Source organism: Streptomyces peucetius (assembly GCF_025854275.1).
GTDB classification, from domain to species: domain Bacteria; phylum Actinomycetota; class Actinomycetes; order Streptomycetales; family Streptomycetaceae; genus Streptomyces; species Streptomyces peucetius_A.
In genome coordinates this window covers 856,022-881,404 of record NZ_CP107567.1, presented here as the reverse complement: position 1 = coordinate 881,404, position 25,383 = coordinate 856,022, and the positions used below count along the sequence as shown (strand labels likewise).

At 72.6% G+C, this 25,383-nt stretch carries 21 protein-coding genes and 1 pseudogene; 9 read left to right on the top strand and 13 right to left on the bottom strand.

All coding sequences use genetic code 11. From position 1 onward, the window contains the following. Positions 1–5: 5 nt before the first annotated feature. Positions 6–539 carry an ATP-binding protein gene (locus OGH68_RS04105; RefSeq protein ID WP_264241931.1) on the bottom strand — a complete coding sequence of 178 codons (534 nt, stop codon included), beginning with the start codon at positions 537–539 and terminating at the stop codon, positions 6–8. Between the two features lie 177 nt (positions 540–716). Beyond that, positions 717–1,040: a hypothetical protein gene (locus tag OGH68_RS04100; RefSeq protein ID WP_264241930.1), complete on the bottom strand. Its 324-nt coding sequence runs from the start codon at positions 1,038–1,040 to the stop codon at positions 717–719. 193 nt (positions 1,041–1,233) lie between these two features. On the opposite strand from OGH68_RS04100, the gene OGH68_RS04095 reads away from it, so the two are divergent. After that, a complete protein-coding gene (locus tag OGH68_RS04095; protein ID WP_264241929.1) occupies positions 1,234–2,370 on the top strand; it encodes a PLP-dependent cysteine synthase family protein in 1,137 nt (378 codons plus the stop codon). A 19-nt stretch (positions 2,371–2,389) separates the two neighbouring features. On the opposite strand, the gene OGH68_RS04090 is transcribed toward OGH68_RS04095, so the two are convergent. The 3 genes from OGH68_RS04090 to OGH68_RS04080 form a co-directional block, all read right to left on the bottom strand. Then, positions 2,390–2,872: an SRPBCC family protein gene (locus OGH68_RS04090; protein WP_264241928.1), complete on the bottom strand. Its 483-nt coding sequence runs from the start codon at positions 2,870–2,872 to the stop codon at positions 2,390–2,392. A 97-nt stretch (positions 2,873–2,969) separates the two neighbouring features. Beyond that, entirely contained in the window at positions 2,970–3,422 is a 453-nt protein-coding gene (locus OGH68_RS04085; RefSeq protein WP_264241927.1) for an SRPBCC family protein, read from the bottom strand. Between the two features lie 6 nt (positions 3,423–3,428). Beyond that, on the bottom strand, positions 3,429–4,304 hold the full coding sequence (locus tag OGH68_RS04080; RefSeq protein ID WP_264241926.1) for a DeoR/GlpR family DNA-binding transcription regulator: 876 nt from the start codon (positions 4,302–4,304) through the stop codon (positions 3,429–3,431). A gap of 184 nt (positions 4,305–4,488) precedes the next feature. Here OGH68_RS04080 and OGH68_RS04075 point away from each other — a divergent pair, with 184 nt between their 5' ends. After that, entirely contained in the window at positions 4,489–6,933 is a 2,445-nt protein-coding gene (locus tag OGH68_RS04075) for a hypothetical protein (protein ID WP_264241925.1), read from the top strand. Here the strand turns inward: OGH68_RS04075 and OGH68_RS04070 are convergent. From OGH68_RS04070 to OGH68_RS04060, 3 genes are all read right to left on the bottom strand, one after another. Beyond that, positions 6,903–9,320, bottom strand: coding sequence for a right-handed parallel beta-helix repeat-containing protein (locus OGH68_RS04070; protein ID WP_264241924.1), 2,418 nt, complete (start codon positions 9,318–9,320; stop codon positions 6,903–6,905). The two genes, OGH68_RS04075 and OGH68_RS04070, sit on opposite strands and share 31 nt — an antisense overlap. 130 nt (positions 9,321–9,450) lie before the next feature. Then, entirely contained in the window at positions 9,451–10,059 is a 609-nt protein-coding gene (locus tag OGH68_RS04065) for a hypothetical protein (RefSeq protein WP_264241923.1), read from the bottom strand. Positions 10,060–10,390: 331 nt separating this feature from the next. Further along, a complete protein-coding gene (locus OGH68_RS04060; RefSeq protein ID WP_264241922.1) occupies positions 10,391–10,843 on the bottom strand; it encodes a DUF6643 family protein in 453 nt (150 codons plus the stop codon). Between the two features lie 249 nt (positions 10,844–11,092). Between OGH68_RS04060 and OGH68_RS04055 the strand changes: the two genes are divergently transcribed. Beyond that, positions 11,093–12,340 (top strand): TerD family protein, encoded by a 1,248-nt coding sequence (locus tag OGH68_RS04055; protein WP_264241921.1) that lies wholly within the window; start codon positions 11,093–11,095, stop codon positions 12,338–12,340. A gap of 82 nt (positions 12,341–12,422) precedes the next feature. Here OGH68_RS04055 and OGH68_RS04050 read toward each other — a convergent pair whose 3' ends face one another. Continuing rightward, on the bottom strand, positions 12,423–13,595 hold the full coding sequence (locus OGH68_RS04050; RefSeq protein ID WP_264241920.1) for a glycosyltransferase: 1,173 nt from the start codon (positions 13,593–13,595) through the stop codon (positions 12,423–12,425). A gap of 58 nt (positions 13,596–13,653) precedes the next feature. Between OGH68_RS04050 and OGH68_RS04045 the strand changes: the two genes are divergently transcribed. Further along, positions 13,654–14,439: a glutamate racemase gene (locus OGH68_RS04045; protein WP_264249895.1), complete on the top strand. Its 786-nt coding sequence runs from the start codon at positions 13,654–13,656 to the stop codon at positions 14,437–14,439. A gap of 83 nt (positions 14,440–14,522) precedes the next feature. Next, positions 14,523–15,101, top strand: a complete 579-nt coding sequence (locus OGH68_RS04040) for a hypothetical protein (RefSeq protein ID WP_264241919.1) — start codon at positions 14,523–14,525, stop codon at positions 15,099–15,101. Positions 15,102–15,205: 104 nt separating this feature from the next. Here OGH68_RS04040 and OGH68_RS04035 read toward each other — a convergent pair whose 3' ends face one another. Next, a complete protein-coding gene (locus OGH68_RS04035; protein ID WP_413470931.1) occupies positions 15,206–16,291 on the bottom strand; it encodes an O-antigen ligase family protein in 1,086 nt (361 codons plus the stop codon). Positions 16,292–16,538: 247 nt separating this feature from the next. Between OGH68_RS04035 and lnt the strand changes: the two genes are divergently transcribed. The 4 genes from lnt to OGH68_RS04015 all read left to right on the top strand — a co-directional run bounded on the left by lnt (position 16,539) and on the right by OGH68_RS04015 (position 21,596). Continuing rightward, the gene (gene lnt, locus OGH68_RS04030) at positions 16,539–18,170 is read left to right on the top strand and encodes an apolipoprotein N-acyltransferase (protein WP_264241918.1); all 1,632 of its coding nucleotides are present in this window, start codon (positions 16,539–16,541) and stop codon (positions 18,168–18,170) included. Positions 18,171–18,277: 107 nt separating this feature from the next. Continuing rightward, a complete protein-coding gene (locus OGH68_RS04025; RefSeq protein ID WP_264241917.1) occupies positions 18,278–18,766 on the top strand; it encodes an NUDIX hydrolase in 489 nt (162 codons plus the stop codon). A gap of 55 nt (positions 18,767–18,821) precedes the next feature. Next, positions 18,822–19,643 (top strand): 3-hydroxybutyrate dehydrogenase, encoded by an 822-nt coding sequence (locus OGH68_RS04020; protein ID WP_264241916.1) that lies wholly within the window; start codon positions 18,822–18,824, stop codon positions 19,641–19,643. A gap of 72 nt (positions 19,644–19,715) precedes the next feature. Beyond that, a complete protein-coding gene (locus OGH68_RS04015; RefSeq protein WP_264241915.1) occupies positions 19,716–21,596 on the top strand; it encodes a helix-turn-helix domain-containing protein in 1,881 nt (626 codons plus the stop codon). A gap of 250 nt (positions 21,597–21,846) precedes the next feature. Here OGH68_RS04015 and OGH68_RS04010 read toward each other — a convergent pair whose 3' ends face one another. The 3 genes and pseudogenes from OGH68_RS04010 to OGH68_RS04000 form a co-directional block, all read right to left on the bottom strand. Next, positions 21,847–22,185, bottom strand: a complete 339-nt coding sequence (locus OGH68_RS04010) for a hypothetical protein (protein ID WP_264241914.1) — start codon at positions 22,183–22,185, stop codon at positions 21,847–21,849. Between the two features lie 172 nt (positions 22,186–22,357). Continuing rightward, positions 22,358–23,728 (bottom strand): MFS transporter, encoded by a 1,371-nt coding sequence (locus OGH68_RS04005; protein WP_264241913.1) that lies wholly within the window; start codon positions 23,726–23,728, stop codon positions 22,358–22,360. A 455-nt stretch (positions 23,729–24,183) separates the two neighbouring features. Then, a pseudogene (locus OGH68_RS04000) lies at positions 24,184–25,164 on the bottom strand (IS3 family transposase); the annotation flags it as partial. Positions 25,165–25,383: the final 219 nt, after the last annotated feature.

Below are 25,383 nucleotides of genomic sequence, written 5' to 3'. Positions count from 1 at the left end.
CCCGGTCAGCCGGCGACGGCGGACCGGGCGCCGGGCGTCTCCGTCGCCGGCACGGCCGGCACGGGCTCCGTCTCCGGCGTCGCGAACGGGCCGATGGTCGTCGCCCCGTACACCGCCGGATACTCCGGCAGGGCCACGGCGGGGGAGGAGGCCGGGAGGGTGAACCAGACGACCTTGCCGGTGTCGCCCTGCGGTTTCGCGCCCCAGCTCTCGCTCATGGCCGCCACCAGCGCGAGACCGCGCCCGGAGGTGGCGGCCAGGCCCGGGTCGCGTACGGCCGGAAGCCGCGGGTCGTGGTCGTGGACGGAGACCGTGAGCCGGTCGAGCAACAGCTCGACGTCCACGGTGCACGTCTTGTCCGGCCGGGCGTGCCGGTGGACGTTGGTCAGCAACTCGGTGACGCCGAGCGCCGCCTGGTCGATCAGAGGATCGAGATGCCAGTAGCGCAGTTGCGCCGAGATGATTCTGCGGACCTGACCGATCCGCGACGGCAGGGCCTGGAGCTCCACCGTGCAGTGCCTGCTGGGCTGGCTGATCACGGCTGCGACTCCCCGAAATAGTCCGGAAGAAGACGAGAAATGCGATCCAGCAGTCGGCCGACCTGCTGATCGGACCGGCGGGGCTGGATCACAGCGTGACCGCCGGTGCACCCTGAGTGAGGTGGTATCAGCGTGAACCATCGCCCACAGGCCCGCAACCGGGCGGCCCCGGGCACCTCAGCGCTGCGAGCCGCCCGCCCCGCGTACCGCGTCCAGGAAACGCCCGGCCACGGCCCGGGCATCCGGCCGCCTGCCGCGCTGTCCCATCGTCAGGCGGTACCGCTTGCCGTTCAGGGTCGCCACGGTGCTGTCCTGCCCGGCGAACCACGGCCGTCCGGCGGTGACCGCACGCACCGGGGCGCTTTCGATCACCTTGCCGTAACTGGTCATCAGCGCCAGCCTGCCGTCCTTGATCAGCACCTGCCCGGCCCGGGTGAGCGAGCGGGGCCAGCGCTCGATGCGCACCCCTGTGGCGCAGAACTCGGGCTCTGCCACGGCCATCTGACCGCCCCCTTCGCTGTGACTCACCCTGAAGTGTGCACAACTGGCGCCGCGTACACCAGTGCGCCCGGCGCCCCCCGGCCACAAGCGACTCCTATGGACCCCCAAAGCGAACGTTTACGCAGGTGAGGGGCTTACTGTTGCCAGTGGTACCAGACGGTCGCAGCAGTGACCGCAGACGAAGGGCGACGCGATGAACAGCACGGCGCAGCAGCAGGCACCGGGCAGGCCGGCCGCGACCGCAGACGTCGACCGCAGCGATCCGCACTACCGGGGATGGCTCAAAGAAGCCGTACGCAAGGTCCAGGCGGACGCCAACCGCTCGGCCGACACCCACCTCCTGCGCTTCCCGCTGCCCGAGGAGTGGGGCATCGACCTCTACCTCAAGGACGAGTCCACCCACCCCACCGGCAGCCTCAAGCACCGCCTCGCCCGCTCACTGTTCCTGTACGGGCTGTGCAACGGCTGGATCAGGCCCGGCAAGCCCGTCATCGAGGCGTCCAGCGGTTCTACCGCCGTTTCGGAGGCGTACTTCGCCAAGCTGATCGGAGTGCCCTTCGTCGCCGTCATGCCGCGCACCACGAGCGCGGAGAAGATCCGGCTGATCGAGTTCCACGGCGGGCGGTGCCACTTCGTCGACGACTCCCGGAAGATGTACGAGGAGTCGGCCGCGCTCGCCGAACGGACCGGCGGCCACTACATGGACCAGTTCACCTACGCGGAGCGGGCCACCGACTGGCGCGGCAACAACAACATCGCCGAATCCATCTACCAGCAGTTGCGTCTCGAGCGGTACCCGGAGCCCGCCTGGATCGTCGCCACCGCCGGCACCGGAGGCACCTCGGCGACCATCGCCCGCTATGTGCACTACATGCAGCACGACACCCGCATCTGTGTCCCCGACCCGGAGAACTCCTGCTTCTTCGACGGCTGGACGCACGGCGACCCGGGCGCGAGCAGCGACTGCGGCTCGCGGATCGAGGGCATCGGCCGCCCCCGTATGGAGCCCAGCTTCGTACCGGGTGCCATCGACCGGATGATGAAGGTGCCCGACGCCGCCAGCGTCGCCGCCGTACGGGCCCTGGAAGGCGCGATCGGGCGCAAGGCGGGCGGCTCCACGGGCACCGGACTGTGGAGCGCGCTGAAGATCGTCTCCGAAATGGTCGCGGCAGCGGAGAAGGGGAGCGTCGTCACCCTGCTCTGCGACCCCGGCGACCGTTACCTCGACAAGTACTACTCCGACGCCTGGCTCGCCGAGCAGGGGCTGGACATCCGGCCGTACGCGAGTGTGATCGACCAGTTCCTCGCCCAAGGCGTCTGGCGCTGCTGAACGGCCGCCGCCGGGCCGTTCACCGGCCGGGGGAGCGGGCCAGCCGGCGGTCCAGGTTGCGTACGGCGTCGCGGAAGGCGCGGCCGAGTCCCGGGCGGCCGAGCCGCAGCGCGATCCGCAGCGGCGCGGGACCGTCGGCCGCGAACGTCCACTGCACCCGCGAGCCGTTCGCCGTCGGGGTGATCCGCCACTCCTCCAGCAGGGCCCGCAGACCGGGGGCGTTGGTCTGGTCGACGCGGTACGCGTAGCGGGCGTCGGGCACCCGGGCGAGCACCGTCTCGGTGAACACCGTGCCGCCCTTCAGCCTGATCTCCCGGCCCGCGCCGTCGTCGACCGGCCGGGCGGCCGTCACCGCGGTGAACCAGTCCGGCCAGCCGGCGACATCGTCGGCGAGCGCCGTGTACAGCGCCCCGGGCGACGCCGAGAGCTGTGCGGAGAAGACCAGGCGCAGCGGTGCGCTCTCCACGAACTCCAGGTCTACCGGGCGGAGTTGACGTGCCATGGGGGCTACCTCCAGCGGCGAAGGACGGGACCGCACACCATAGCCGCGGCACGGTCCGATGTCCGCTCCTCAGCCCCGCTCGCACCTCTGGTCGCGCTCAGCGCGGAGGCGTGACGGAGCCGCGGAGCATCCCGTCGAGGGCGCGGCCGAACACCCGCCGGCCCACCCGGGCCACCAGCGGGTCCAGAGCCGATGGCAGCAGCGGGAACCGCAGCTCCTCCACCCACAGCACCACCGAACCCGAGCCCTTCTCGTGCACCTCGATCTCCGCCCAGCCGGTGATCGGACCGCCGCGCTTCTCCAGCCGGCAGCGGCCCGGCCTGCCGGGCGACGGCGGCCGCCAGGCGACGACCTCCATCGGGTCGTCGACACCGAAGCGGCCGAGCGCACTGCGCGCGACGAACACCGTGCCCACACCGGTGGGCGACGCGCTCACCACCTCGACCACTGTCAGGGGCACCTGCGCCCCGTGCGCCGGCCAGTCGGTGACCCGCCGCCAGCACTCACCCGCGGGCAGCCCGGTCGTCCTGCCGATGCGGAACACGGCCATGCCGGCTCAGCCGTCCCGGCCGTCGTGCCGCTCTGCTTGCCGCTGGGCGCCGTCGTCCGTGCCCGGCTCGCCGGCCACCACGAGCGAAGGCAGATGCTCCGCGATCTCCTCCCGTGCCGCGGCCGGCAGACCGGCGTCGGTCACCAGGGTGTCCACCTCGTCGAGGTCGGCGAACGAACTCAGGCCCACCGTCCCCCACTTGGTGTGGTCCGCGACGACCACCACCCGGCGCGCGGCCTGCACCAGACGGCGGTTCGTCTCCGCCTCCGCCAGATTCGGTGTGGACAGGCCCGCCTCCACCGAGATGCCGTGCACGCCGAGGAAGAGCATGTCGAAGTGGAGCGAGCGGATCGCCTGGTCCGCCACCGGCCCCACCAGTGAGTCCGACGGCGTGCGCATACCACCCGTCAGCACCACCGTCGCGGCCCCGGGACTCCGGCCGCCCGCCGGGCCCGGCTGCTGCGCCGAGTGGAACACATCGGCCACCCGCACCGAGTTGGTGACGACCGTCAGCTCCGGCACCTCCAGCAGATGGTGCGCCAGCGCGTACGTCGTCGTGCCGCCCGACAGGGCGATCGCGCTGCCGGGCACCACCAGCCGCGCCGCGGCCCGTGCGATGTCCTCCTTCGCGCTCAGCTCCAGCGCCGATTTCGCCTCGAAACCCGGCTCATGGGTGCTCGTCTCGGCCACCGGCACCGCACCGCCGTGCACCTTCTCGACGACGCCCTGCCGCGCCAGGGCGTCCAGGTCGCGGCGCACCGTCATGTCGGAGACATTGAGCCTGCGGGTGAGTTCGTTGACCCGCACCCCGCCCCGCCTGCGCACCTCGTCGAGGATCAGAGCACGCCGCTGCTCCGCGAGGAGGTTCTGGTTGTCGCTCACCGCCGGGGCCGGTCCTTCCCGTTGTCGGATGCCGGCCACGCCGTCTGCGGGTGCGTGACCGAGGCTTCTCATCCTCGCACGCGTATTGCCCGCCGGGCTCGGGGAGATTCCGTGAGAGCGGTGCGGCGAGCTGCCTCGATCCACGATTCTGTCGCCATCGTTGCCGAGAGAGGAAGTCACCGCAGTGTCCCCTGCGACCCGGGCGCCGCGCAGCGGCGGACCCGCACTCGAGCTGCTCGTCCACGGCGTCGGCGGCGCCACCCCGCAGGACATGCTGGGCGATCCCCGTACGGTGCGGATGACGGGCGACGAGAAGGCCGCCGTGTACCGCCGCACCGACGACGCCCGGGCGGAGAGCGACCCCGACGCGTACCGCGACCGTCCCATCCCCGAGGCGTACTGCTGGTCCAACCTCACCTCGGGCAACGGCGCCCGGGCCCTGTGGCTGCTGCTGCTCCCGTTCATGGTCGTCAACCTCGCCCACTGGATGAGGCCCCGGGCCGCCGGGATGCGCCGGACGACCCGGTTCTACGGGGCACTGGTGCGCCTGGTCGCCCTGAGTCTGACCGTGCTGCTGACGGCGGCCGCCTGCGAGGTCGCGCTCGACCTGCTGGCCTGGCAGTGCGCCGGGTCGGCCGCCTGTAGCGGCGAGCGGTCCTGGCTGGGCTTCATGTCCGCCGCGCAGGGTGGCTGGTGGTCGCAGCCGGGACGCCGCCTGGCACTCGCGTCGGCGGTGCCCGCCGCGCTGGTGGGGCTGCTCTGGTACCTGTCCAACCGGACCTGGAGCGCGTACGAGGCGCAGCGCCCGCCGACCGGGGAGGCCGACGGCGACGGCGACGACGACGAGGACGAGGTCGAGGACGGCGCAGCGGTGGGCGACGACGGCGACGCCGTACAGGCGGCGGCACCGGCGGAGGCACCGCCCGTGCGGTCCGCGCTGGGCAGGCCCGGCTTCTGGTACGGCCGCCGCCTCGTCGCCCGGCTGCGTGCCGCGCACACCGCCGCCGGCATCCTGACCGTCGCCGCCGCGGTCGCCGGAGCCGCCGCCCGCCACGACCGCGCCGCGCAGGACGCGCTGCTGAAGACGTGCGGCGTGCTGCTGGAGGGGGCCCTCGTCGCCGGTGCGGCCGCCGTGCTGTGGGTCGTGTGCCACCGGGGCCGCAGCGAGCGGCGCGTCGACGCCCGCCTCGACCGCGCCGCGGTCCGCGGCCTGCCCGGCGCGGCCCTCGTGCTGCTCGCCCTGTCGCTGCTCTACGCCTCCTGGTCGCGCCCCGGCTGGGCATCGAGTGCCACCCTGCCCGGCGAGGTCACCTTCCGTGTCATCGTCCTGGCCCAGGGCGGGCTCGTCGTCACGCTCGCCCTCGCCGCCTGGCTCCTGCACCGCCGCGCACGCCACCCCCGGACCGTGCTGTACGGACTCGCCGGGCCGGCCGTCGCCATGCTCGCCTGCGCCCTCGGCGGAGTGATGACCGGCGGGGTGGCGCAGCGGGTCGCCGACTGGATCGACGGGCCGGGAACTCCCGGGATGGACGGCGAGGGCGCCATACCCGGGCCGCCCGTGCTGCTGAGCTGGCAGGCATCCGTCATCCCCGTGCTGCTGGCGGTGCTGCTGGTGCCCGCCCTGGTGCTCGTCGCACGGACCTGGCTCGCCGCCCGCCGGCTCGCGCCGCGCGTCGAGGCGGAGTACTTCGACGGGACCCCCGGCGAGGGCCGCCGCGACGCGGTGCGCACCCGCCGGATCGCGAGCACTCGCGCCCGCGCCGCCCTGACCGACGTCGCACCGCTGATGGTGGGCGTCGTCTCCGGCGCGACCCTGCTGCTCGGCGCCGGGGCCGTCGGCGGTTCCTGGCTGACCGGCGAGGTTCCGGGCCGTTCCTTCGCGGACGGCGGGCTCGCCGAGCCGGCGGCCCGTGCCGCGCAGGCGATGGGGTCCTGGCTGGTCGGCTTCGGTTTCGTACTGTTCGTCACCATGGGACGCCGCGCCTACCGCGACGCCTCCGCCCGGCGCACCATCGGCATCCTCTGGGACGTCGGCACCTTCTGGCCGCGCGCCGCCCACCCCTTCGCCCCGCCCTGCTACGCCGAGCGGGCCGTACCCGATCTGACCTGGCGGATGTGCACGTGGACCGAACGGACCGGCGGCCGGCTCGTGATCTCCGGCCACTCGCAGGGCAGCGTGCTCGCCGCGGCCGCCGTGTGGCAGCTGCCGACGGCCACCCGGCGCCGGGTGGCGCTCCTGACGTACGGATCACCGCTGGAGCGCCTGTACGGACGCTGGTTCCCCGCGTACTTCGGGCCCAAGGCGCTGCTCGGACTCAGCAGGGAGCTCGACTGCTGGCGCAATCTGTGGCGGCGCACCGATCCGATCGGCGGACCGATGCTGATCGCCGGCGAGCAGATCCACGCCGGTGCCGGCTGCGACGATCCGACGGACGTCGACCGGGACGCGCTCAAGGACCCCGTCGTCTACGGGCGTACACAGCGCCATCCGCTGCCGGAGCCGATCCTCGGGCACTCCGGCTACCAGGCCGACCCGATGTTCGCCGAGGAGCGGGCGGCGCTGCTGGACCGGCTCACCCCGACCGTGCCGCGGCAGGCTCAGGGCAGTTCGGGCAGATCGTCGGCGTAGAGCAGGGTCAGGTCGTCGGTGCTCATCTCCGCGAGCGCGGCGACGCGCCCCGCGTGCCGCTCCACCATCGACTCGAACGTCTGGCGCGCGGTGCGGCCGTTGCCGAAGGCGGGCCCCTTGGGCAGGGCCGTGAAGTACTTCAGCAAAGCCTCGCCGGTGCCCGGGGCGAGCCGGTACTCGTGGTCCTCCGCCTGCTGCTCGACGATGCGCAGCAGCTCCTCGGGGTCGTAGTCGCTGAAGGTGATGGTGCGTGAGAAGCGGGAGGCGACACCGGGGTTGACGGCGAGGAAGCGCTCCATCTCCGCCGTGTAGCCGGCGACGATGACGACGACGGCGTCGCGATGGTCCTCCATCAGCTTCACCAGGGTGTCGATGGCCTCCTTGCCGAAGTCCCGCCCCGAGTCCTCGGGCGAGAGGGCGTACGCCTCGTCGATGAACAGCACACCGCCGCGCGCCCGGTCGAACGCCTCCTGGGTGCGGATCGCGGTGGAGCCGATGTGCTCACCGACCAGGTCCACCCGGGAGACCTCCACGAGATGCCCGCGCTCCAGCACACCGAGGGAGGCGAGGATCTCGCCGTACAGCCGGGCGACCGTCGTCTTGCCGGTGCCGGGGGAGCCGGTGAAGACCAGATGGCGGCGTACGGAGGCGGCCTTGAGTCCCGCCTCCTGGCGGCGCCGGCCGACCTCGATCATGTTGGTGAGGGTGCGGACCTCGCGCTTGACGCTGTCCAGGCCCACCAGGGCGTCCAGTTCGCCGAGGACCGCCCCTGAGCTGCGGGCCGGCTCGTGCTCGGGGACGGGCGGCGCGGCCGGGGCCGGCGGACTCTGAGCCGGGACGGCGGAGAGCAGTCCGGGCGTGGTGGTCCTGGTCGCCGTCACGGTGGCCGTGGCCTGCTCCGCGCCCGGGCGCGCCATCCCGCTCTCGTCGCTGGTGCAGTCCTCCACGACCGGGCCTTCCTCCTCGCCCAGTTCGTAACCACCGCGGGCGCACCGCTCGGTGCGGCAGCGGGTCAGAGTCGTACGGCAGCCGTCCATCACATGGAAGCCGTAGCCGCCGCTGCCCGAGACCCGGCAGCCGCGGAAGGTGCCACGGCCCTCGGCCGACACATAGAAGCCGGCCTCGGCGGGCGAGGTGACCGTGCAGCGCTCGATCAGGGGATCGGCGCCCTTGGTGACGATCACACCGGTCTGCGCGGCGTCGACCGTGCAGCCGTTCAGCGTGCCGCCGCTGCCGTGGTCACGGAACCAGGCACCGGTGGAGACCTCGCGGATGCGGCAGTCGTCGAGCTGCGCCGTGGCTCCGTCGCTCACCGAGACCGCGGTGTTGCGGACCTGTGAGAGGTCGCTGTCGACGACGTCGGCGCGCGAACCGCGGTCGAGTACGAAGAGCGCGTCGGGCACGTCGTGGACCCGGCAGGAGTCGAGGACGGCCGTCGCGCCGTCACTGACCCAGACAGCCGGGTAGTCGCCCGTACTGTCGTGGATCTCGCACTGGTTGGCGTCCACCCGGGTCCCCGGGTCCCACACCGACAGGCCGTTGCGGCCGAAGCGGCGCACCGTGGAGCGGGTGAGGGTCAGCACGGAACGGGACCGCAGATCGATCGCGTTCTCCGGGATGTCGTGGATGTCGCAGTCGGAGAGCGTGAGGACCGCGTCGGTGTCGAGCGTGACACCGTCGGCCGAGGTGCGGTGCACGGAGGAGTCGGTCAGATGAGCCCCGGCGCGGGACGCGATCTGGACGCCGGTGCCCTTGATCTCGTACACCTCGCAGCCGATCGCCTCGAGGCCGCTGCCCTCGCCGCTGACGCTCAGGCCCGCACCGGAGGCATGGTGCACGCGGCAGCGCTCGAGCCGCGGATGCGCCCCCGAGTGCACCGACACGCCGGACTGGCCGGCGGACACCACCTCGCACTCCTCGAACACTCCGCCCGCGCCGTCCAGTACACCGATGCCGACGCCCGCCGGATTGTCGACCGTGCAGCGGCGGACGGTGGGCCGGGCTGCGCCGCGCACCTCGAGGCCGACCGCGGACCGGGTGACGATCCGCAGGTCCGTCAACTCGGGCGTGCCGTCCTCGACGAGCAGCGCCGGAGCGGCCGAGTCCTGTCCCTCCAGATGGAGGTCCCGTACGGTCGCGGACGCCCGCACGGTCAGGGGCACGCCGTCGGCGGGCGCGATGCGCACCGATCCGGCCGAGCCCTCGGGACCGCGCAGTGTGACCGCGCGCCGGACGACGAGATTCTCGCGGTAGGTGCCGGGGGCCACGGTCAGGACGTCGCCGTCACCGGCGGCCTCCAGAGCAGCGGCGAGAGAGGGGTACTCGCCTGTGCGGCGCCGCCACCGCGAGGTACCGGTGTGCGTCACCTGGACCGTGCCCTGTGCCATCGTGCTGCTCTGCCCCCACCTCGTGATCCGTACAACGTCGCGCCTCTGAGGGGGACGCGTCCCGAAACCCCGAACGGGGTCGCACCACCGTAGCGCGCGAGCCGTGCGGGAGTTGACGGGATGTGGCAGGTCAGCTTCCCGCTCCGGCCCGCCCCCAGTCCGGCCCCACGGCGGCCCAGGCCCGGTCCAGCTGCGCGTGTCTGCGGCGCACGAGCCGCCACAGGACCAGCCTTCTGGCGCATTCGAGAAGCAGACCCCAGGCCAGTGCGGCGCCGACTCCGGCGAGGGCGGCGTGCACCTCGGCGGAGGCAGGGCTCAACGGGCGCGGCACGGTTCGGCCGGAACTGTCCGTCCAGATGCGGAATGTCTCGCCGGGGCGCGGCGAGGGGAGGGCGGTCGGGAGGGTGCCGGTGTGCCGACTGCCGTCCGGGGCGGTCCACTTCGCCTCGACCAGTGTGCGCCGCTCGTTCGCCGTGGCGGTCTCCGGATCGAGGACGGCGGGCCGGTGCGGCGTCGCCTCGCCGAGCACCGTGGCCGTCGTGACATGGCGCTGCAGCCGCTGGACCCGTATCGCCTGGCGCAGCGACTCCTCGGCCAGTGCGCCGGTGATCCAGCCCGCGACCGGGGCGGTCAGGATGATGAGCAGGACGGCGACGAGCGCGAGCCATGCCTCGAACAGATCGGTCGCACGCCGCAGAGGATTGCGGCGCCAGCGCCAGATGCCGACCGCGGCCCGCACGTGACCGCACCCCCTTTCCCGTGTCCGTGACTGTCCGGTACGGGACGGCACGGCACGAATGCCGCGAAGAGAGAGGGGCGTCACCCCGGAGAGCCGTCTCCGCGCCCCGTCCAACGAGCCTGCCACCACGATGGGTTCCCGGGCAGGGGAAACTTTCCCGGCGGGGGGACACGCCGACGGACATGTGCGGGACGTCAGGAGGCGGATGCCTTCGGCGGTCGTGCATGCGGGAGAGCGTGACGGCGCATGCGGAGGGCGTGGTGGCGGCCCGTCCGTACCTCCGCGCCGGAGCACTGTGAGGGCGGGCCGCCGTCACCGGCGTCGTCGCGGCTCAGTACCCCCGCCCCTGGTACGGGCGGTTGTACGGATCCTCGTAGGGCGCGGGCGCCGGAGCGGGGCGCGCCGCCGCGGGCCGCATGGCCTCGTACCCGGTGGGCGCGGGGCGCTGCGGCTGGGACTGGTACTGCGGACCCGGGTAGCCACGGGGAGCGGCCGGCTGCTGCGGGATGTACGGAGCAGGCGCCTGCTGCAGCGGCACGGGCTGCTGCATCTGCTGCGGGTAGCCGTAGGAGGGGGCGGACGGTGAAGGAGCCGCCGGGAGGGCGGGTAGGGCCGCGGGCAGCGCCGGCAGATAGCTGTTGCCGGTGTCGTACGCGGCAGGCACTCGGATCGGGGCGATCTGAGGTGTGCCCCGCTCCGCGACCAGGGAGTCGTAGATCGGGGTGTCGGGAAACGCCGGCGCGGAGTAGTAACCGCCGCCGTAAGTGGCGCGGGGGGAGGTCATGGCACATAAGTTAAGCCCACGATGTGCTGGTTGGGGAGTCCGGTAAGAGGGTTGTTTCGGCAGCTATGAGTGACCACGGTTCGCTAATGTGGGCGAACCTGGGGGAATCGGGCCTCTTGGCGTCTCGTGATCGTGTAAAGGGCAAGCTGAGAAAGGGTTACCGACGGGTCGGCCCCTCGGTGACGGACGTATGCGGAATAGGTTGACGACGAACGAACTTCCGGGCACCGAATCGCGATGGGGGCGAGCATGTCCATGCTTAAGGGAGCGAACACACCGGTACCGGCGGGCAGCGTCCGCGTGGAGCTCGGCTGGCGCTCAGGGCCGGGGGTGCCCGACGTCGACGCCTCGGCACTTCTGCTGGCGGCCGGAAAAATCCGTTCCGACAGCGACTTCGTCTTCTACAACCAGCCGGCGCACGCGTCCGGAGCGGTGCGCCACGAAGGCAAGCGGACGGCGGACGGCGCCGTTACCGACGTCGTCGCGGTCGACCTCGAGCGGGTCGAGAGCGCGATCGAGCGGGTGGTGCTGGCCGCCTCCGTCGACGGCGGCACCTTCGGGCAGGTGCCCGGCCTGCACATCAGGGTGCTCGACGCCGCCTCGGGCGGCGAGATCGCCCGCTACGACAGCCAGGACGCCACGGTCGAGACGGCCTTCGTGCTCGGCGAGCTCTACCGGCGTCAGGGCGCCTGGAAGTTCCGCGCGGTCGGACAGGGCTACGGGACCGGACTCGAGGGCCTCGCGACCGACTTCGGCATCACGGTCGACGAACCGCAGCAAGCGGCCCCGGCGCCCACCGCCCCGGCTCCCGCACCCACAGCCCCTGCTGCCCCGGTGGCGCCCGCCGCACCACCGTCTCCGGTACGTCTCACCAAGGTGACGCTGACGAAGGAGGCGCCCACCGTCTCCCTCACCAAGCAGGGCGGCACGTCCGGCGCGATGCGGGTCAACCTCAACTGGCGGGTGCGCAAGCAGTTCCAGGGCTGGGGCGCCAAACTCGGGCGCGCCGTCGCCATGCACGGGGACCTCGACCTCGACCTCTGCGCGCTGTACGAACTCTCCGACGGCCGCAAGGGCGTGGTGCAGGCACTCGGCAACGCCTTCGGGGCTCTGGACCGGCCCCCGTTCATCCATCTCGACGGGGACGACCGCACAGGTGGCACGCCGGGCGAGAACCTCACCGTCAACCTCGACCACCGGCAGGACATCCGCCGCGTCGTCATCTTCGTGACCATCTACGAAGGCGCCCGCAGCTTCGCCGACCTCGACGCGACCGTGACCCTGCAGCCGCAGCACGGCGCGGCGATCGACTTCTCCCTCGGCGAGTGCACCGTCCCCTCCACGGTCTGCGCCCTCGCGCTGATCACCAACACCGGCTCCGACCTCGTCGTCCAGCGCGAGGCCCGCTTCCTCGTCCCGCAGCGCGGCGTGAGCCCGCAGCGCACCGTCGACCAGGCCTACGGCTGGGGCATGAACTGGACCCCCGGCCGCAAGTGACGCCCCCTGCTCGCCCCTGCCCGCCCCGCCGCGCGCACGCGGCGGGGGCCGGACGGTCCCGCGCGGCACGGGCCGGACGGTCTCAGGCGTCGCCCGCGACCTCCGGCCGCGCATACGTGCGGCCCTTCCATGCCGTGCCCCGCCCCCGGTAGTGCCGCACCGCCGAGTCGACCGTCATCAGCAGGTACAGCACCGCCGTGAAGGGCAGCGTGAGCGCCAGCAGCCTCGGCTGCCGGTAGTAACGCAGCACCGGCAGGTACGTCCCCGTCATCACCGCCCAGGCCGCCGCCCCGATCCAGGCTGCCGCCGGGTCGTGCGTGAGCAGTCCGGCCGCGAGTGCCACCGGCGGGGCGAGATAGACCAGCGCCAGCCCCGCGACGGTCGCCACGAGCACCGGCGGGCTGTGACGCAACTGCGCGTAGGCGCTGCGCGAAACCATCTGCCACAGGTCCGCCAGCCTCGGATACGGACGTACGCTCTCGACCCGGTCGGCGAGCCCGAGCCAGATCGTGCCCCCCGCACGGCGCACGGCCCGCGCCAGCGAGACGTCGTCGATCACCGCCTGACGGATCGAGTCCGGGACGCGGGCCCGCGCCGCCGTGTCGGCACGCAGCAGCACACAGCCTCCGGCGGCCGCGGCGGTCCTCGAACCGCCCCTGTTGATCCAGCGGAACGGATAGAGCTGGGAGAAGAAGTAGACGAACGCCGGTACGACCAGCCGCTCCCAGCCGCTCGCCACCCGCAGCCGCGCCATCTGGGACACGAGATCGAGGCCGCCGGTCCGCGCGGCCGCCACCAGTTCCCGCAGGCTGTCGGGCGCGTGCGCGATGTCGGCGTCGGTCAGCAGCAGGAACTCGGGGCCGCGTTCCCGCGCGACGGCGATGCCGTGCCGCAGGGCCCACAGCTTCCCCGTCCAGCCCGGCTCCGGCTCGCCGGGGGTCACCAGCCGCAGCGGCAGCCCCCCGTGGTGTGCGGCGAGCGACCGGGCGAGCTCCCCGGTCCCGTCCCCGCTGTTGTCGTCGACCAGGACGATCTCGGCCCGACCCGGGTAGTCCTGGGCCAGCAGGGTCGGCAGGCTCAGCGGCAGCACCTCGGCCTCGTCCCGCGCGGGTACGACGACGGCCACGTCCGGCCATTCGGCCGGGCTCTCCCGGTGCGGCAGCCGCTGGTCTGTCCGCCAGAAGAAGCCCTGGCCGAGCAGCAGCCATCCCCAGGCGGTCAGCGATCCCACGGCGATCCAGGCAAGGGCGCTCATTCGCCGCAGTCTGCCGCACGGAGGCCGGGCCGTGGCGGCGGTCGACTATGGTGACCGGGTGAAGATCGCGCTCATGGACTCCGGTATCGGCCTGCTCCCGGCGGCCGCCGCTGTGCGCACGCTGCGCCCCGACGCGGAGCTGGTGCTGTCCTGTGACCCCGACGGCATGCCGTGGGGCCCGCGGACACCGGACGACCTCGCGCAGCGCGCCCTGACGGTGGCGCGCGCGGCCGCCGCCCGCCGTCCGGACGCGCTGATCGTGGCCTGCAACACCGCCTCCGTGCACGCGCTGCCCGCGATCAGGGCCGAGCTCGAACCGGAGATCCCCGTGATCGGTACGGTCCCGGCGATCAAGCCCGCCGCGGCGGGCGGCGGCGCGGTGGCGATCTGGGCCACCCCGGCGACCACCGGCAGCCCGTACCAGCGCGGCCTCATCGAGGAATTCGGCGGGGCCGCCGACGTGACCGCGGTGCCCTGCCCGGGTCTCGCCGACGCCGTGGAGCAGGCGGACGAGGCCGCCATCGACCGGGCCGTGGCCGCCGCGGCCGCGCTCACCCCCCGCGACGTAAGGGCCGTCGTCCTGGGCTGCACCCATTACGAACTCGTCTCCGAGCGCATCCGGGCCGCGGTCCAGCAGGCGGACCGGCCGCCCCTGGTGCTGCACGGCTCCGCGGGCGCCGTCGCCGCGCAGGCCCTGCGCCGCATGGGCGTGCGGCCGGCGCCCGACGCGACGCCGGGCAACCGGCTCACGGTGCTGCTCAGCGGGGCGGAATCCACCCTTCCGGCCGAGGCGCTGAACTATGCGGAAGGCCGTCTGCTGCCCGCCGTCATCCCTGTGCGCTGACGGCGCACGCCCGTCGTCCGGGCGTTTCCACCGCTTTCGTCGCGGCAGTACTCGTTGTCCGATTGGTGGGTAGTGTCCTATTCATGAGGCACCACTTCCGGCACGAGGAGCACGGCTCGGAACCCCTTCCAGAGGTCTGGACCGGCCGTGCGACCAACCGTATGCAGTGGCTGCTCGCGGTGGCGGGCGGCGGGTGCCTGGCCCTCGGCGTGAAGCTTGCCGTCGACGCCACCTGGACCACGGGAATCGCCGCGCTCCTGATGGCGGTCATCGGCTGCTTCGCGGCGGGCATCATGATCCTTTACGGCACGCTCGCCTTCGTGTACGTCGTGGTCAGGATCGACCGGCACGCGTTGGACGTCCGGTGCGGCCATATCGGCGTGCCGCGCCGGCACATCCCCCTCTCCCACGTGGTGAGCGCCGACTTCGCCCCGAGGGTGACCCCCCGCCAGTGGGGTGGCTGGGGCTGCCGCTGGCGGCCCGAGCGGGGCACCGCCGTGGTCGTACGGCGAGGGGAGGGCCTGGTGGTCACCCTCGACGACGGCGGCAAATTCACGGTGACCGTCGACGACGCGGCGACGGCGGTGCGGACCGTGCGCGCCCGGCTGGCCCGGATGGAGCGAGAGGGCACCAGCCGGACGGACGGGGCCACCCAGGCCTGAGAACGACGGCAGCCCGTGCCGGCGGCCGGCTGCCCGGGCACTGAAGGTCCCGGGTCGCGCTCCGAGGCGTGCCGGGAGGCCGCCGGTCCCTGGAACCGGCCCGTCTACGGGCTGTGGCGGCCGGTCCCCGGGCTTGCGGTGGCGAGACCCGCGAGCAGTCCCGCCCCGGCCGTCACCGGCGCGAAACTCAGGGCGTTGCCGACGCAGGCGAGCGCCGCCAGCGCCGTCAGCGTGCCGGCCGCGCCCAGCACCACGGGCGTCGGACGGGGCGAGCGCCACAGCCCGTAGAGCATCCAGACGAAGGCTGCCGCGAGCAGCGCGACGCCGACCACGCCCTGCTCCGACGCCTGCTGCAGCAGTGCCGAGTGCGGTTTGCCGTCCGAGTCCGCCGACCCGGCGGACGTGGGACTCAGCCGCCCGAAGCGCGCCGGGCCCACGCCCCGTACCGGGTCCTCTGCCGCCATGGCGACCGCGTCCCGCCACAGCGCCACCCTGTGGGGCGTGAGCGGCGCCTCGACGGAAGCGGCGAGCCCCGGGGGGAGGGCGTCCTCGGCCACGGCCCACGAGGTGCCCGCCACGAGCGCCGTCGCCAGCCCCAGGGCCGCGAGGAACGCGGTGCGCCGGCGGGTCCCGGCCGTGGCGAGCGACCAGAGCAGCACGGCCAGACACGCCACGAAAGCAGGCGCGGAGCCGAGAACGAGCGCCGCGCAGGCCACGACGAGCGCGAGCAGCCGTGACGCCGACCGCGCGGACGCCGACGGTCCTGACACCCCTGACGCCGACGTTCCTGACACCCCTGACAGCGACGGTCCTGACGCCGCGCGGGCCGCTGACGCCGCGCAGCACGCCGCACCGGCGGCGAGTACCAGGAGTGCGGCGACCGCGCCCGCGTGCCCCGGCGGTGTACCCGCGCCGGCGATGGATCCCGGCACACCGTCGTGGGACGCGACCGCCAGGACGAGCGCGCCCACCGCGGCGACGGCGAAGGCACCCGCCGGAAGCACCGACCCGCACAGCCGCCCGCAGGCGTACCCCGCCGTGACGGCGAACACGGCGAGCAGCACACCCTCCGGTCTGCCGTCCCGGCCGGCCGCGCTGACCAGCGACCAGACGGCACAGCAGGTCAGGACGGTGACACCCGTCGCGTCGGGACCGCTGCCGCGTTCCCGGCCCATGGGCCGCCCGCCCACTGGATCCACCCCGTCGCCCCCCGACCGTGACGGGCCCCGCGCGTGGACGCAGCGGGCAGCGGGCCGGCCCCGACCGGCAACGCTCCGCGGCAGCCGGAACCGACCTGAAACGGTTCCGGGCGCGCAGGACTGGCGCACACGTTAACGGGCGACCCGCAGGTCTGCGGGGGAATCGAGAAGAAACGTTGCTGCTCGGCGGGGCGACGCGACTGGGGCCTTCACAGCGCTCCGCCGTAGACTCCGCCAGGTGAGCGCCACCACGACCTCCGTCGACACCCCACGGCCCACGGCCGCCGCAGGCCGACCGCTGCTGCGCCGGCTCGTACGTCCCGGCGCCGCCGCGCTCAGTGGCGTACTGCTCTTCGCGAGCTTCCCGCCGCGACCGCTGTGGTGGCTGGCCTTCCCGGCGTTCGCCCTGCTCGGCTGGACCCTGCGCGGCCGCCGCCTGCGCCCCGCGTTCGGACTGGGCTACCTCGCCGGGCTCGGTTTCCTGCTCCCGTTGCTCGTCTGGACGGGCGAGGAGGTCGGCCCCGTGCCGTGGTTGGCGCTGGTGGCGGCGGAGGCTCTGTTCGTGGCGCTCGCCGGAACGGGGATCGCCGCCGTCACGCGGCTGCCCGCCTGGCCGCTGTGGGGCGCCGCCGTATGGATCGCCGCGGAGGCGGCACGCGCCCGCGTGCCGTTCGGCGGCTTCCCCTGGGGCAAGATCGCGTTCGGGCAGGCGGACGGGTTCTTCCTGCCGCTCGCGGCCCTCGGCGGCACGCCCGTGCTCAGCTTCGCCGTCGTGCTCTGCGGATTCGGCCTCTACGAGACCGCACGCCAGGTCGCCGCCCACCGTCGCGGCGCGGTCGTCCGGCGCACCGCCGCCACGGCGGCGCTGCTCTCCCTCCTCGTGCCCGTCGCCGCCGCCCTCGCCTCCCGGCCCCTCGTGGACGCCTCCGCGCAGGACGCCACGGCGACGGTCGCCGCGATCCAGGGCAACGTCCCCCGTCTCGGACTCGACTTCAACGCCCAGCGCCGGGCCGTCCTCGACAACCACGCCGAGCGGACCGAGCAGCTCGCCGCTGACGTGAAGGCGGGCAAGGAGCCCCGCCCCGACTTCGTGCTGTGGCCCGAGAACTCCTCCGACCTCGACCCGTACCGCAACGCGGACGCCCGGCAGGTCATCGACGAGGCGGTGGAGGCCATCGGCGTGCCGACCGTCGTCGGCGCCGTGCTCACCCCGGAGACCGGCAGGCTCCGCAACACCCTGATCGAGTGGGACCCGGACCGCGGCCCGGTCGACACCTACGACAAGCGTCACGTCCAGCCGTTCGGCGAGTACATCCCGATGCGGTCCGTCGTACGGCTCTTCAACGACGACGTGGACCGGGTCAGCCGTGACTTCGGGCCCGGCCACGAGGTCGGGGTCTTCGACCTGGCCGGTACGAAGGTCGGGCTCGTCACCTGTTTCGAGGCCGCCTTCGACGACGCGGCGCGCGACACCGTCACCCACGGGGCACAGCTCATCTCGGTGCCGAGCAACAACGCCACGTTCGGGCGGAGCGAGATGACCTACCAGCAGCTCGCGATGTCCCGGGTGCGGGCCGTCGAACACAGCCGCTCCGTCGTCGTGCCCGTCACCAGTGGCGTCAGCGCGGTCATCATGCCCGACGGGGAGATCGTCGAGAAGACGGCGATGTTCACGCCCGACGCCCTGGTCGCCGAGGTGCCGCTGCGCTCGTCGCTCACGCCCGCGACCCGGCTCGGCGCCGCGCCCGAGCTGGCCCTGGTGCTGCTCGCCGCGGGCGGCCTGGCCGCGGTCGGGGCCGGCGCCGTACGGGAGCGGCGGCGGACGGCTGACGGCGACGCGGACGGCGCCCCGGCCGGTGACCCGGCGTAGGTCCCCGTACGGCACGCACCGCGGGTGCGGGCCGTACGGGATCCGCCGGGGGACACCCACAGCCGCCCGGTTCGGCCGCCGGGCCGGGGCCCGTTAAGGTCCGGAGCATGGCAACTCCCGAATTCATCCGCGCCATCCGGGCGACCGCCGGCCATCAGCTGCTGTTCCTGCCCGGTGTCAGCGCCGTCGTCTTCGACGACCTGGGGCGGGTGCTGCTCGGCATGCGCGCCGACACCGGCAACTGGTCGATCATCGGCGGCATCCCGGAGCCGGGGGAGGAGCCCGCGGCGACCGCGGAACGGGAGGTGTACGAGGAGACCGCCGTGCGCTGCGTCGCCGAGCGGGTCGTCCTCGTGCAGGCGCTGCCGAGGCCGGTGACCTATCCCAACGGCGACGTGTGCCAGTACATGGACATCACCATGCGGTGCCGGGCCGTGAGCGGCGCCGCAGAGGCGCGGGTCAACGACGAGGAGTCCCTCGAGGTGGGCTGGTTCCCCGTGGACGCGTTGCCCGAGCTCCAGGACTTCGCGATCTTCCGGATCAAGAATGCGCTCACCGAGGGACCAGCATGGTTCCAACCCACCAAGAGGCAGTGAAGTATGGGCCCGGACCACATCGGTCGCCGGGTGATCGCTGCCTAGGGTGCCCCACATGACCGCGCCCACCACACCCCCCGGCACATCGGCTCCCGCAGTCGCGGCCTCTGCCGTATCCGTCGACCTCAGTGGCCGTACCGCCCTCGTCACCGGTGCCGCGGGCGGCATCGGCCGCGCCTGCGCGCTCCGGCTCGCGGCCGCCGGAGCCAAGGTCAGAGCCGTCGACCGGGACGCGGAGGGGCTGGCCGCACTCGCCGGCCACGGCGACGGCCTCGCCGGGGCCGTGGAGCCGCACCTGCTCGACCTCACCGACCTGGAAGCCGCCGAGGCCGCGGCCGCCGGCACGGACATCCTTGTCAACAACGCCGGACTCCAACTCGTACGTCCCATCGAGGACTTCCCGCCCGACGTCTTCCACACCGTCCTCACGGTGATGCTCGAGGCGCCGTTCCGGCTGATCAGGGGCGCACTGCCGCACATGTACGCACAGGGCTGGGGCCGCATCGTCAACATCTCGTCGGTGCACGGACTGCGCGCCTCCGCCTACAAGTCCGCGTACGTGGCCGCCAAACACGGCCTCGAAGGTCTCTCCAAGACCGCCGCGCTCGAGGGCGCCCCGCACGGTGTGACCTCCGTGTGCGTCAACCCCGGATACGTCCGCACTCCGCTCGTCGAGAAGCAGCTCGCCGACCAGGCAGCCGCCCACGCACTGCCGGAGGAGCGCGTCCTCACCGACGTACTGCTCAAGGACTCGGCGATCAAGAGACTCGTCGAGCCGGAGGAGGTGGCGGACGCCGCCCTGTACCTGTGCTCGCCGCAGGCGTCCTTCATCACCGGCACCTCGCTGGCCCTTGACGGCGGATGGACCGCCCACTGACGCCCGCCGCGGGACCCCTTCGTCGTCCACAGGGCTGGTGCGACCACCCGTACGGCAGGTAAGCCTGTGTCCATGTCCCACGATCAAGTCCCCTACCTGGAGCTCCTCGCCAGAGGCGCCGCCGCGGAGGCGTACGACAGGCCGGTGCTCCTCGCCCGCGCCGACGGCGCCGGGCCCGAGGAGCTGGCCTCCCTCGAACGCGCCAAGCAACTGGCTCTGCGGGTGCGGGCCGAGCTGGAGGGCCGACGGCGTCGGGAGGCGGAGCTGTCGGCCCTCTTCGAGACCGCGCACGACCTCGCGGGTCTGCGCGACCTCGACGCGGTGCTCCGGGCGATCGTGCAGCGCGCCCGCTCGCTGCTCGGCACCGAGGTGGCCTACCTCAGCCTGCACGACCCGGCGGCCGGCGACACTTACATGCGGGTCACCGAAGGGTCCGTGTCGGCACGCTTCCAGCAGGTCAGGCTCGGCATGGGGGAAGGCCTCGGCGGACTCGTCGCCCAGACCGCCCGGCCGTACGTCACCGACAGCTACTTCGACGACGCCCGATTCGAGCACACCGGGAGCATCGACGCCGCCGTCAGGGACGAAGGGCTCGTCGCCATTCTCGGTGTGCCGCTCATGCTCGGCAGCCAGGTCATCGGCGTACTGTTCGCCGCGGACCGGCGCGCCAGGGTCTTCGAACGGGAGCAGGTCGCGCTGCTCGCCTCCTTCGCCGCCCACGCGGCCGTGGCCATCGACACCGCGAACCTCCTCGCCGAGACCCGCTCGGCGCTCGCAGACCTCGAGCGGGCCAACGCGATCATCCAGGAGCACAGCGGCGTCCTCCAGCGTGCCTCCGACGTCCACGACCGCCTGACGGAGCTGGTCCTGCGCGGCGGGGGCGTCGACGACGTGGCCGCGGCGCTCTCCGAAGTCCTCGGCGGGACGGTCGAGTTCTCCGGGGGCGGCCCGGACACCACCGGTGCGGGCGGCCACGCGACACGGCACGGCGACGACTGGGTCGCCGCCGTCGCCGCCGGAGGCGAGGTCTTCGGCTCCCTCGTCCTGCACGGCCACCCCGGCCTCGATCCCGCAGGCCGCCGCACCCTCGAACGCGCCGCGATGGTCACCTCCCTGCTGCTGCTCGCCGAACGGTCCGCCCACGACGCGGAACAGCGGGTGCGGGGCGAACTGCTCGACGACCTGCTCGACTCCCCGGACCGCGACCCCAGGCTGCTGCGGGAGCGTGCCGCCCGGCTGCGGGCCGACCTCGACGCCCCCCATGTGGTGCTCGCCGCCCGGATCGACACCCCCGGCGCCATGCCCGGGCCGGCCCCGCAGTCCGCCGCGCAGGAGAGCGCGGACCGCCAGCGGCTGTGGTCGGCGGCCTCGCACCTCGCCGCCACCCGCTCCGGTCTGGCCGCCGCCCGTGACGGCGGCGCCGTCCTGCTGCTGCCCCTCGGACCCGGTGACACTCCCGCGGGCGTCGCCCGGCAGGCCGCGCGCCAACTCGGGGGCACCCTGCGGGAGTCCGTCACCGTCGGCGCCTCGTCCCCCGTCGAGGCCCCGGCGGGCGACACGGCCCCGGTCTCCGGAGCCTACGAGCAGGCCCGCCGCTGCCTGGACGCACTGCGCCTGCTCGGGCGCACCGGCCAGGGCGCGGCCGCCCAGGACCTGGGGTTCCTCGGCCTGCTGCTCGCCGACCCGGGAGACATCGACGGCTTCGTGAGCCGCACCATCGGCGAAGTCGTCGCGTACGACAGACGCCGCGGCACGGACCTGGTGGGGACGCTGGACGCGTACTTCGCGAGCGGGATGAGCCCCGCCCGCACCAAGGACGACCTGCATGTGCATGTGAACACCGTGGCCCAGCGGCTGGAGCGCATAGGCCGGCTCCTGGGACCGGACTGGCAGTCGCCGTCGCGGACCCTGGAGATCCAGCTGGCGCTGCGGCTGTACGGGCTGACGAGCTGACCGGCTTCACCAGGCCCAGAGCCGGACGCGGCCGGCCGCGTCCACCCGCCGATCCTCCGCATTCACGGCCGCTCGCGCGACGGGCCTTGCCACCGCGACCCGGTGCAGGTGGCCCACGCCCTGCCGCCGACTTCAGGGACGGCTCAGCCACCCGCCAATTGCTGGTCGGGGGCTGAGCCGCTCAGTGTGCCGGTGAACCGCCGGCCCGGTGCCGGACCGAGAAGTCCGCACGACCGGAAGGAGAGTCGCCTTACTCACTGAAGTACTTCATGTCCGAGCAGGGACCCGGCGAGGTGTCTCCCGAGCCGTCCACCGAACACACCTGCATCGCGTAGAAGTTCGTTCCCCACACGTCGTACTGCATTTGCGTGTAGGTGCCCGCTCCGCTGCCGTTGTACTTGGTCATCACGAGCGTGTAGTCATAACCCGTCCAGGAATACAGGTGCCCGCGCACACCGTGGCCGTCGGCGTGATTGTCGTAGACCCGGAAGTAGTCGCCGCTGTCGACGTGCTGCATGCTGGCGACCTTGACGCCGTTCTTGTACATGTTGACCCATGTGTCAGCGGCGAACGCGGAAGAAGTGCTCACCCCAGCGCGATGACAGGCGCGGCGAGTACGGCTGCGGCACGCAGGGCCCGGCGTCGTGACATTCTCGTTCCTCTTCTCGTTTGGGCGGCTCGGGGGAGCGTCCACTTTCTCGAACCGCCTGGAACAACAGATAGGTGCTGGACGGGTCCCGGTGACACGGACTGACGTGGACTCAGCGGACCGGGGTCGTCTCCGCGGTCTTCTGCGGTGAGCGGGTGGCGTCGATCTGCGCCAGGTCGCGGTGGCGTGTCTCGCGGGCCGCCAGCAGGGCGACGACCGTGATGGCCACCGCACCCAGCAGGTACACCGACACCATGCTCGAGCCGTCGTACTTCACCAGCAGCGCCGTCGCGATGAGCGGTGCCGGAGCGCCGGCCGCCACGGAGGCGAACTGCGCGCCGATCGACGCGCCCGAATAGCGCATCCGCGTCGCGAACATCTCGGAGAAGAACGCCGCCTGCGGCGCGTACATCGCCCCGTGGAAGACCAGGCCCACGGTCACGGCGAGCAGCAGGAGACCGAAGCTCTTGGTGTCGACCAGGGCGAAGAAGGGGAACGCCCACGCGCCCACACCCAGCGCGCCCGCAAGGTAGACCGGGCGGCGGCCGACGCGGTCGGAGAGCGCGCCCCAGGCCGGGATCACCGCGAAGTGGATCGCGGAGGCGATGAGGACGGCGTTCAGGGCGGTCTGCTTCTCCAGGCCGGTGTGTTCCACGGCGTACACCAGAATGAAGGCCGTGATCACGTAGTACGAGATGTTCTCCGCCATCCGCGCACCCATCGCGATGAGCACGTCCCTCCAGTGGTGCCGCATCACGGCGACCAGCGGCATCTTCTCGGTGGCCTGGTCGGCCTTGCGCGCCTCGGCCTGCGCCAGCGCCTCCTTGAACACCGGCGACTCGTCGACGGACAGCCGGATCCACATCCCCACGATCACCAGCACACCGGAGAGCAGGAACGGCACGCGCCAGCCCCACGACTCGAACGCGGCGTCGCTGAGCAGCGCCGTCAGAGCCGCCAGCACACCGGTCGCGAGCAGCTGGCCGGCGGGCGCCCCGGTCTGCGGCCACGAGGCCCAGAACCCGCGCCGCCGCGCATCCCCGTGCTCGGACACCAGCAGCACGGCCCCGCCCCACTCGCCGCCGAGGGCGAAGCCCTGGACGAGCCGCAGCACGGTCAGCAGCACCGGAGCGGCGGTGCCGATGGTGGCGTGGGTCGGCAGCAGCCCGATGGCGAAGGTGGCGCCGCCCATCAGCAACAGGCTGAGGACGAGCAGTTTCTTGCGCCCGAGCCGGTCGCCGTAGTGCCCGAAGACGAGCGCACCGACGGGCCGGGCGGCGAAGCCGACGGCGTAGGTGAGGAAGGAGAGCAGGGTGCCGACGAGGGGGTCGGACTCGGGGAAGAAGAGCGTGTTGAAGACCAGTGCGGCGGCGGCACCGTAGAGGAAGAAGTCGTACCACTCGATGGTGGTGCCGATGAGACTGGCGGCGACGATGCGCTTCAGTGAGCTCGGCGCTGGTGGAGCGGTTGCGGGGGCGGCCATGGACACCACTTCCGGACAGTTGGCGGGGACGTTTGTGTGTCGCCACACCGTAGGAAGGGCCAGGTCAGGGGCGTATGTGGTGGGACACCATAGTTCTCGGGTCGAGTGTGCGCGGGGCCACCATGCGAGACATGTCGGCAAGCTGGTTCGAGGGTCATTTCGAAGGGCGAGGGAGGGCTGTCTGGGTTGCGCTGTTCGGTATGTTTTGGGGCCCGGTGCTGACTCCCGTGCTGACTTGGTGCTGACTACGCAGCGTAGAACTCCGACGTTCGGCATGGATCAGGCATGGCAGTGAATCAAGGCGGACGTGGCTCATGCAGTCACTGGACGAGCGAGGTCCGTCCCGAGGCGGAGATCGCAGCCCGCCCCACGTGGAACATTCGGTCAGGGAAATTTCGTTCGCCACCCATGCCGTTCCGACAATCCGCGCAGAAGGTAAGCAGAGCGGTGGGCGTTGTTTCTGAAGCAGCGTTGTCGCCGGCGGCCCCGACCCGGCCCATTGAGCCGACCAGGCCGTGCCGGGTGAGGACGGCGGCGACCTTACGGGAATCCGCGGTCGGAGTGCACGATGCATCCCGCAGCGGGGCCGCGGCGGGCAACGGCGGACTCCAGCGCGGCCACCGCGAGGCGGGACTTCATCCGGGCGTCGATGGAATAGCCCACGATGCGGCCGGAGTACACGTCCTTGACGGCGCACAGATACAGCTTGCCCTCGCCGGTCGCGTGCTCGGTGATGTCCGTGAGCCACAACCGGTTCGGCCCGTCTGCGGTGAAGTCCCGCCGCACCAGGTCATCGTGGACCGGCGGCCCGGCTTTGGCATTCTTCCCGCGGCCCCTGCGTTTGCCGAAGGCACTCCACCAGCCGTTGTCCCGGCAGATCCGCCAGGCGGTCCGCTCGGCCATCGCCTCACCGCCGGCGCGGGCCTCGTCGAGGAGGAAGCGGTGCCCGAACTCGGGATCGTCGCGGTGCGCGTCGAACAGGGCGGTGGCCCGGTATGCCTGGGTAAGTTCGGCGTCGGTGGCAGGCCGGGCCAGCCACCGGTAGTAGGGCTGGCGGGCCAGCCCGAGCACCCGGCACGTCACCGCCACCGGCACCCGGTGAGGGGCATCGGCGGCGGCCAGCTCACGGACGAGCGGGTACATCATTTTGCCGGCAGGTTCGCCTGTGACAGATACGCCGCAGCCCTCCTGAGCACCTCGTTCTCCTGCTCCAGCAGCCGGATCCGTTTGCGTGCCTCGCGCAGCTCGGCCGACTCACCCGACGTCGTTGCGGGCCTGGCGCCCTCGTCGGTGTCGGCGCGGCGCAGCCACTTCGAGAGCGTGATCGGGTGGACGCCGAAGTCGGTGGCGATCTGTTCCAGCGTGACGCCGGGCTCGCGGTTGCGTGCGACCCGCACGACGTCCTCGCGGAACTCCTTCGGATACGGCTTGGGCACTGCAACATCCTTCCAGGCCGCTTCTCAGCAAGCCAGGTCAGGTGTCACCCAACCCTGCAGCAATCCCAGTGAGTACGCGCACGCTCACCAACCATCTGACGAAACTGTACGACCGGCTGGGATTCGAGCCCGGCGACCAATTTCGACTCGGAGGATGGTGGGCAGCGTCGAAAGAGCGAGAACTGGACTGAACGGCCCGCAGTCGATGGACGCGCCGAT

What these genes read in the sequence shown, in the direction of transcription:
- OGH68_RS04100 (WP_264241930.1), bottom strand. Translation starts at nt 1,040, where the DNA reads ATGGCCGTGGCAGAGCCCGAGTTCTGCGCCACAGGGGTGCGCATCGAG.
- OGH68_RS04095 (WP_264241929.1), top strand. Translation starts at nt 1,234, where the DNA reads ATGAACAGCACGGCGCAGCAGCAGGCACCGGGCAGGCCGGCCGCGACC.
- OGH68_RS04090 (WP_264241928.1), bottom strand. Translation starts at nt 2,872, where the DNA reads ATGGCACGTCAACTCCGCCCGGTAGACCTGGAGTTCGTGGAGAGCGCA.
- OGH68_RS04085 (WP_264241927.1), bottom strand. Translation starts at nt 3,422, where the DNA reads ATGGCCGTGTTCCGCATCGGCAGGACGACCGGGCTGCCCGCGGGTGAG.
- OGH68_RS04070 (WP_264241924.1), bottom strand. Translation starts at nt 9,320, where the DNA reads ATGGCACAGGGCACGGTCCAGGTGACGCACACCGGTACCTCGCGGTGG.
- OGH68_RS04060 (WP_264241922.1), bottom strand. Translation starts at nt 10,843, where the DNA reads ATGACCTCCCCCCGCGCCACTTACGGCGGCGGTTACTACTCCGCGCCG.
- OGH68_RS04055 (WP_264241921.1), top strand. Translation starts at nt 11,093, where the DNA reads ATGTCCATGCTTAAGGGAGCGAACACACCGGTACCGGCGGGCAGCGTC.
- OGH68_RS04050 (WP_264241920.1), bottom strand. Translation starts at nt 13,595, where the DNA reads ATGAGCGCCCTTGCCTGGATCGCCGTGGGATCGCTGACCGCCTGGGGA.
- OGH68_RS04040 (WP_264241919.1), top strand. Translation starts at nt 14,523, where the DNA reads ATGAGGCACCACTTCCGGCACGAGGAGCACGGCTCGGAACCCCTTCCA.
- OGH68_RS04025 (WP_264241917.1), top strand. Translation starts at nt 18,278, where the DNA reads ATGGCAACTCCCGAATTCATCCGCGCCATCCGGGCGACCGCCGGCCAT.
- OGH68_RS04020 (WP_264241916.1), top strand. Translation starts at nt 18,822, where the DNA reads ATGACCGCGCCCACCACACCCCCCGGCACATCGGCTCCCGCAGTCGCG.
- OGH68_RS04015 (WP_264241915.1), top strand. Translation starts at nt 19,716, where the DNA reads ATGTCCCACGATCAAGTCCCCTACCTGGAGCTCCTCGCCAGAGGCGCC.
- OGH68_RS04005 (WP_264241913.1), bottom strand. Translation starts at nt 23,728, where the DNA reads ATGGCCGCCCCCGCAACCGCTCCACCAGCGCCGAGCTCACTGAAGCGC.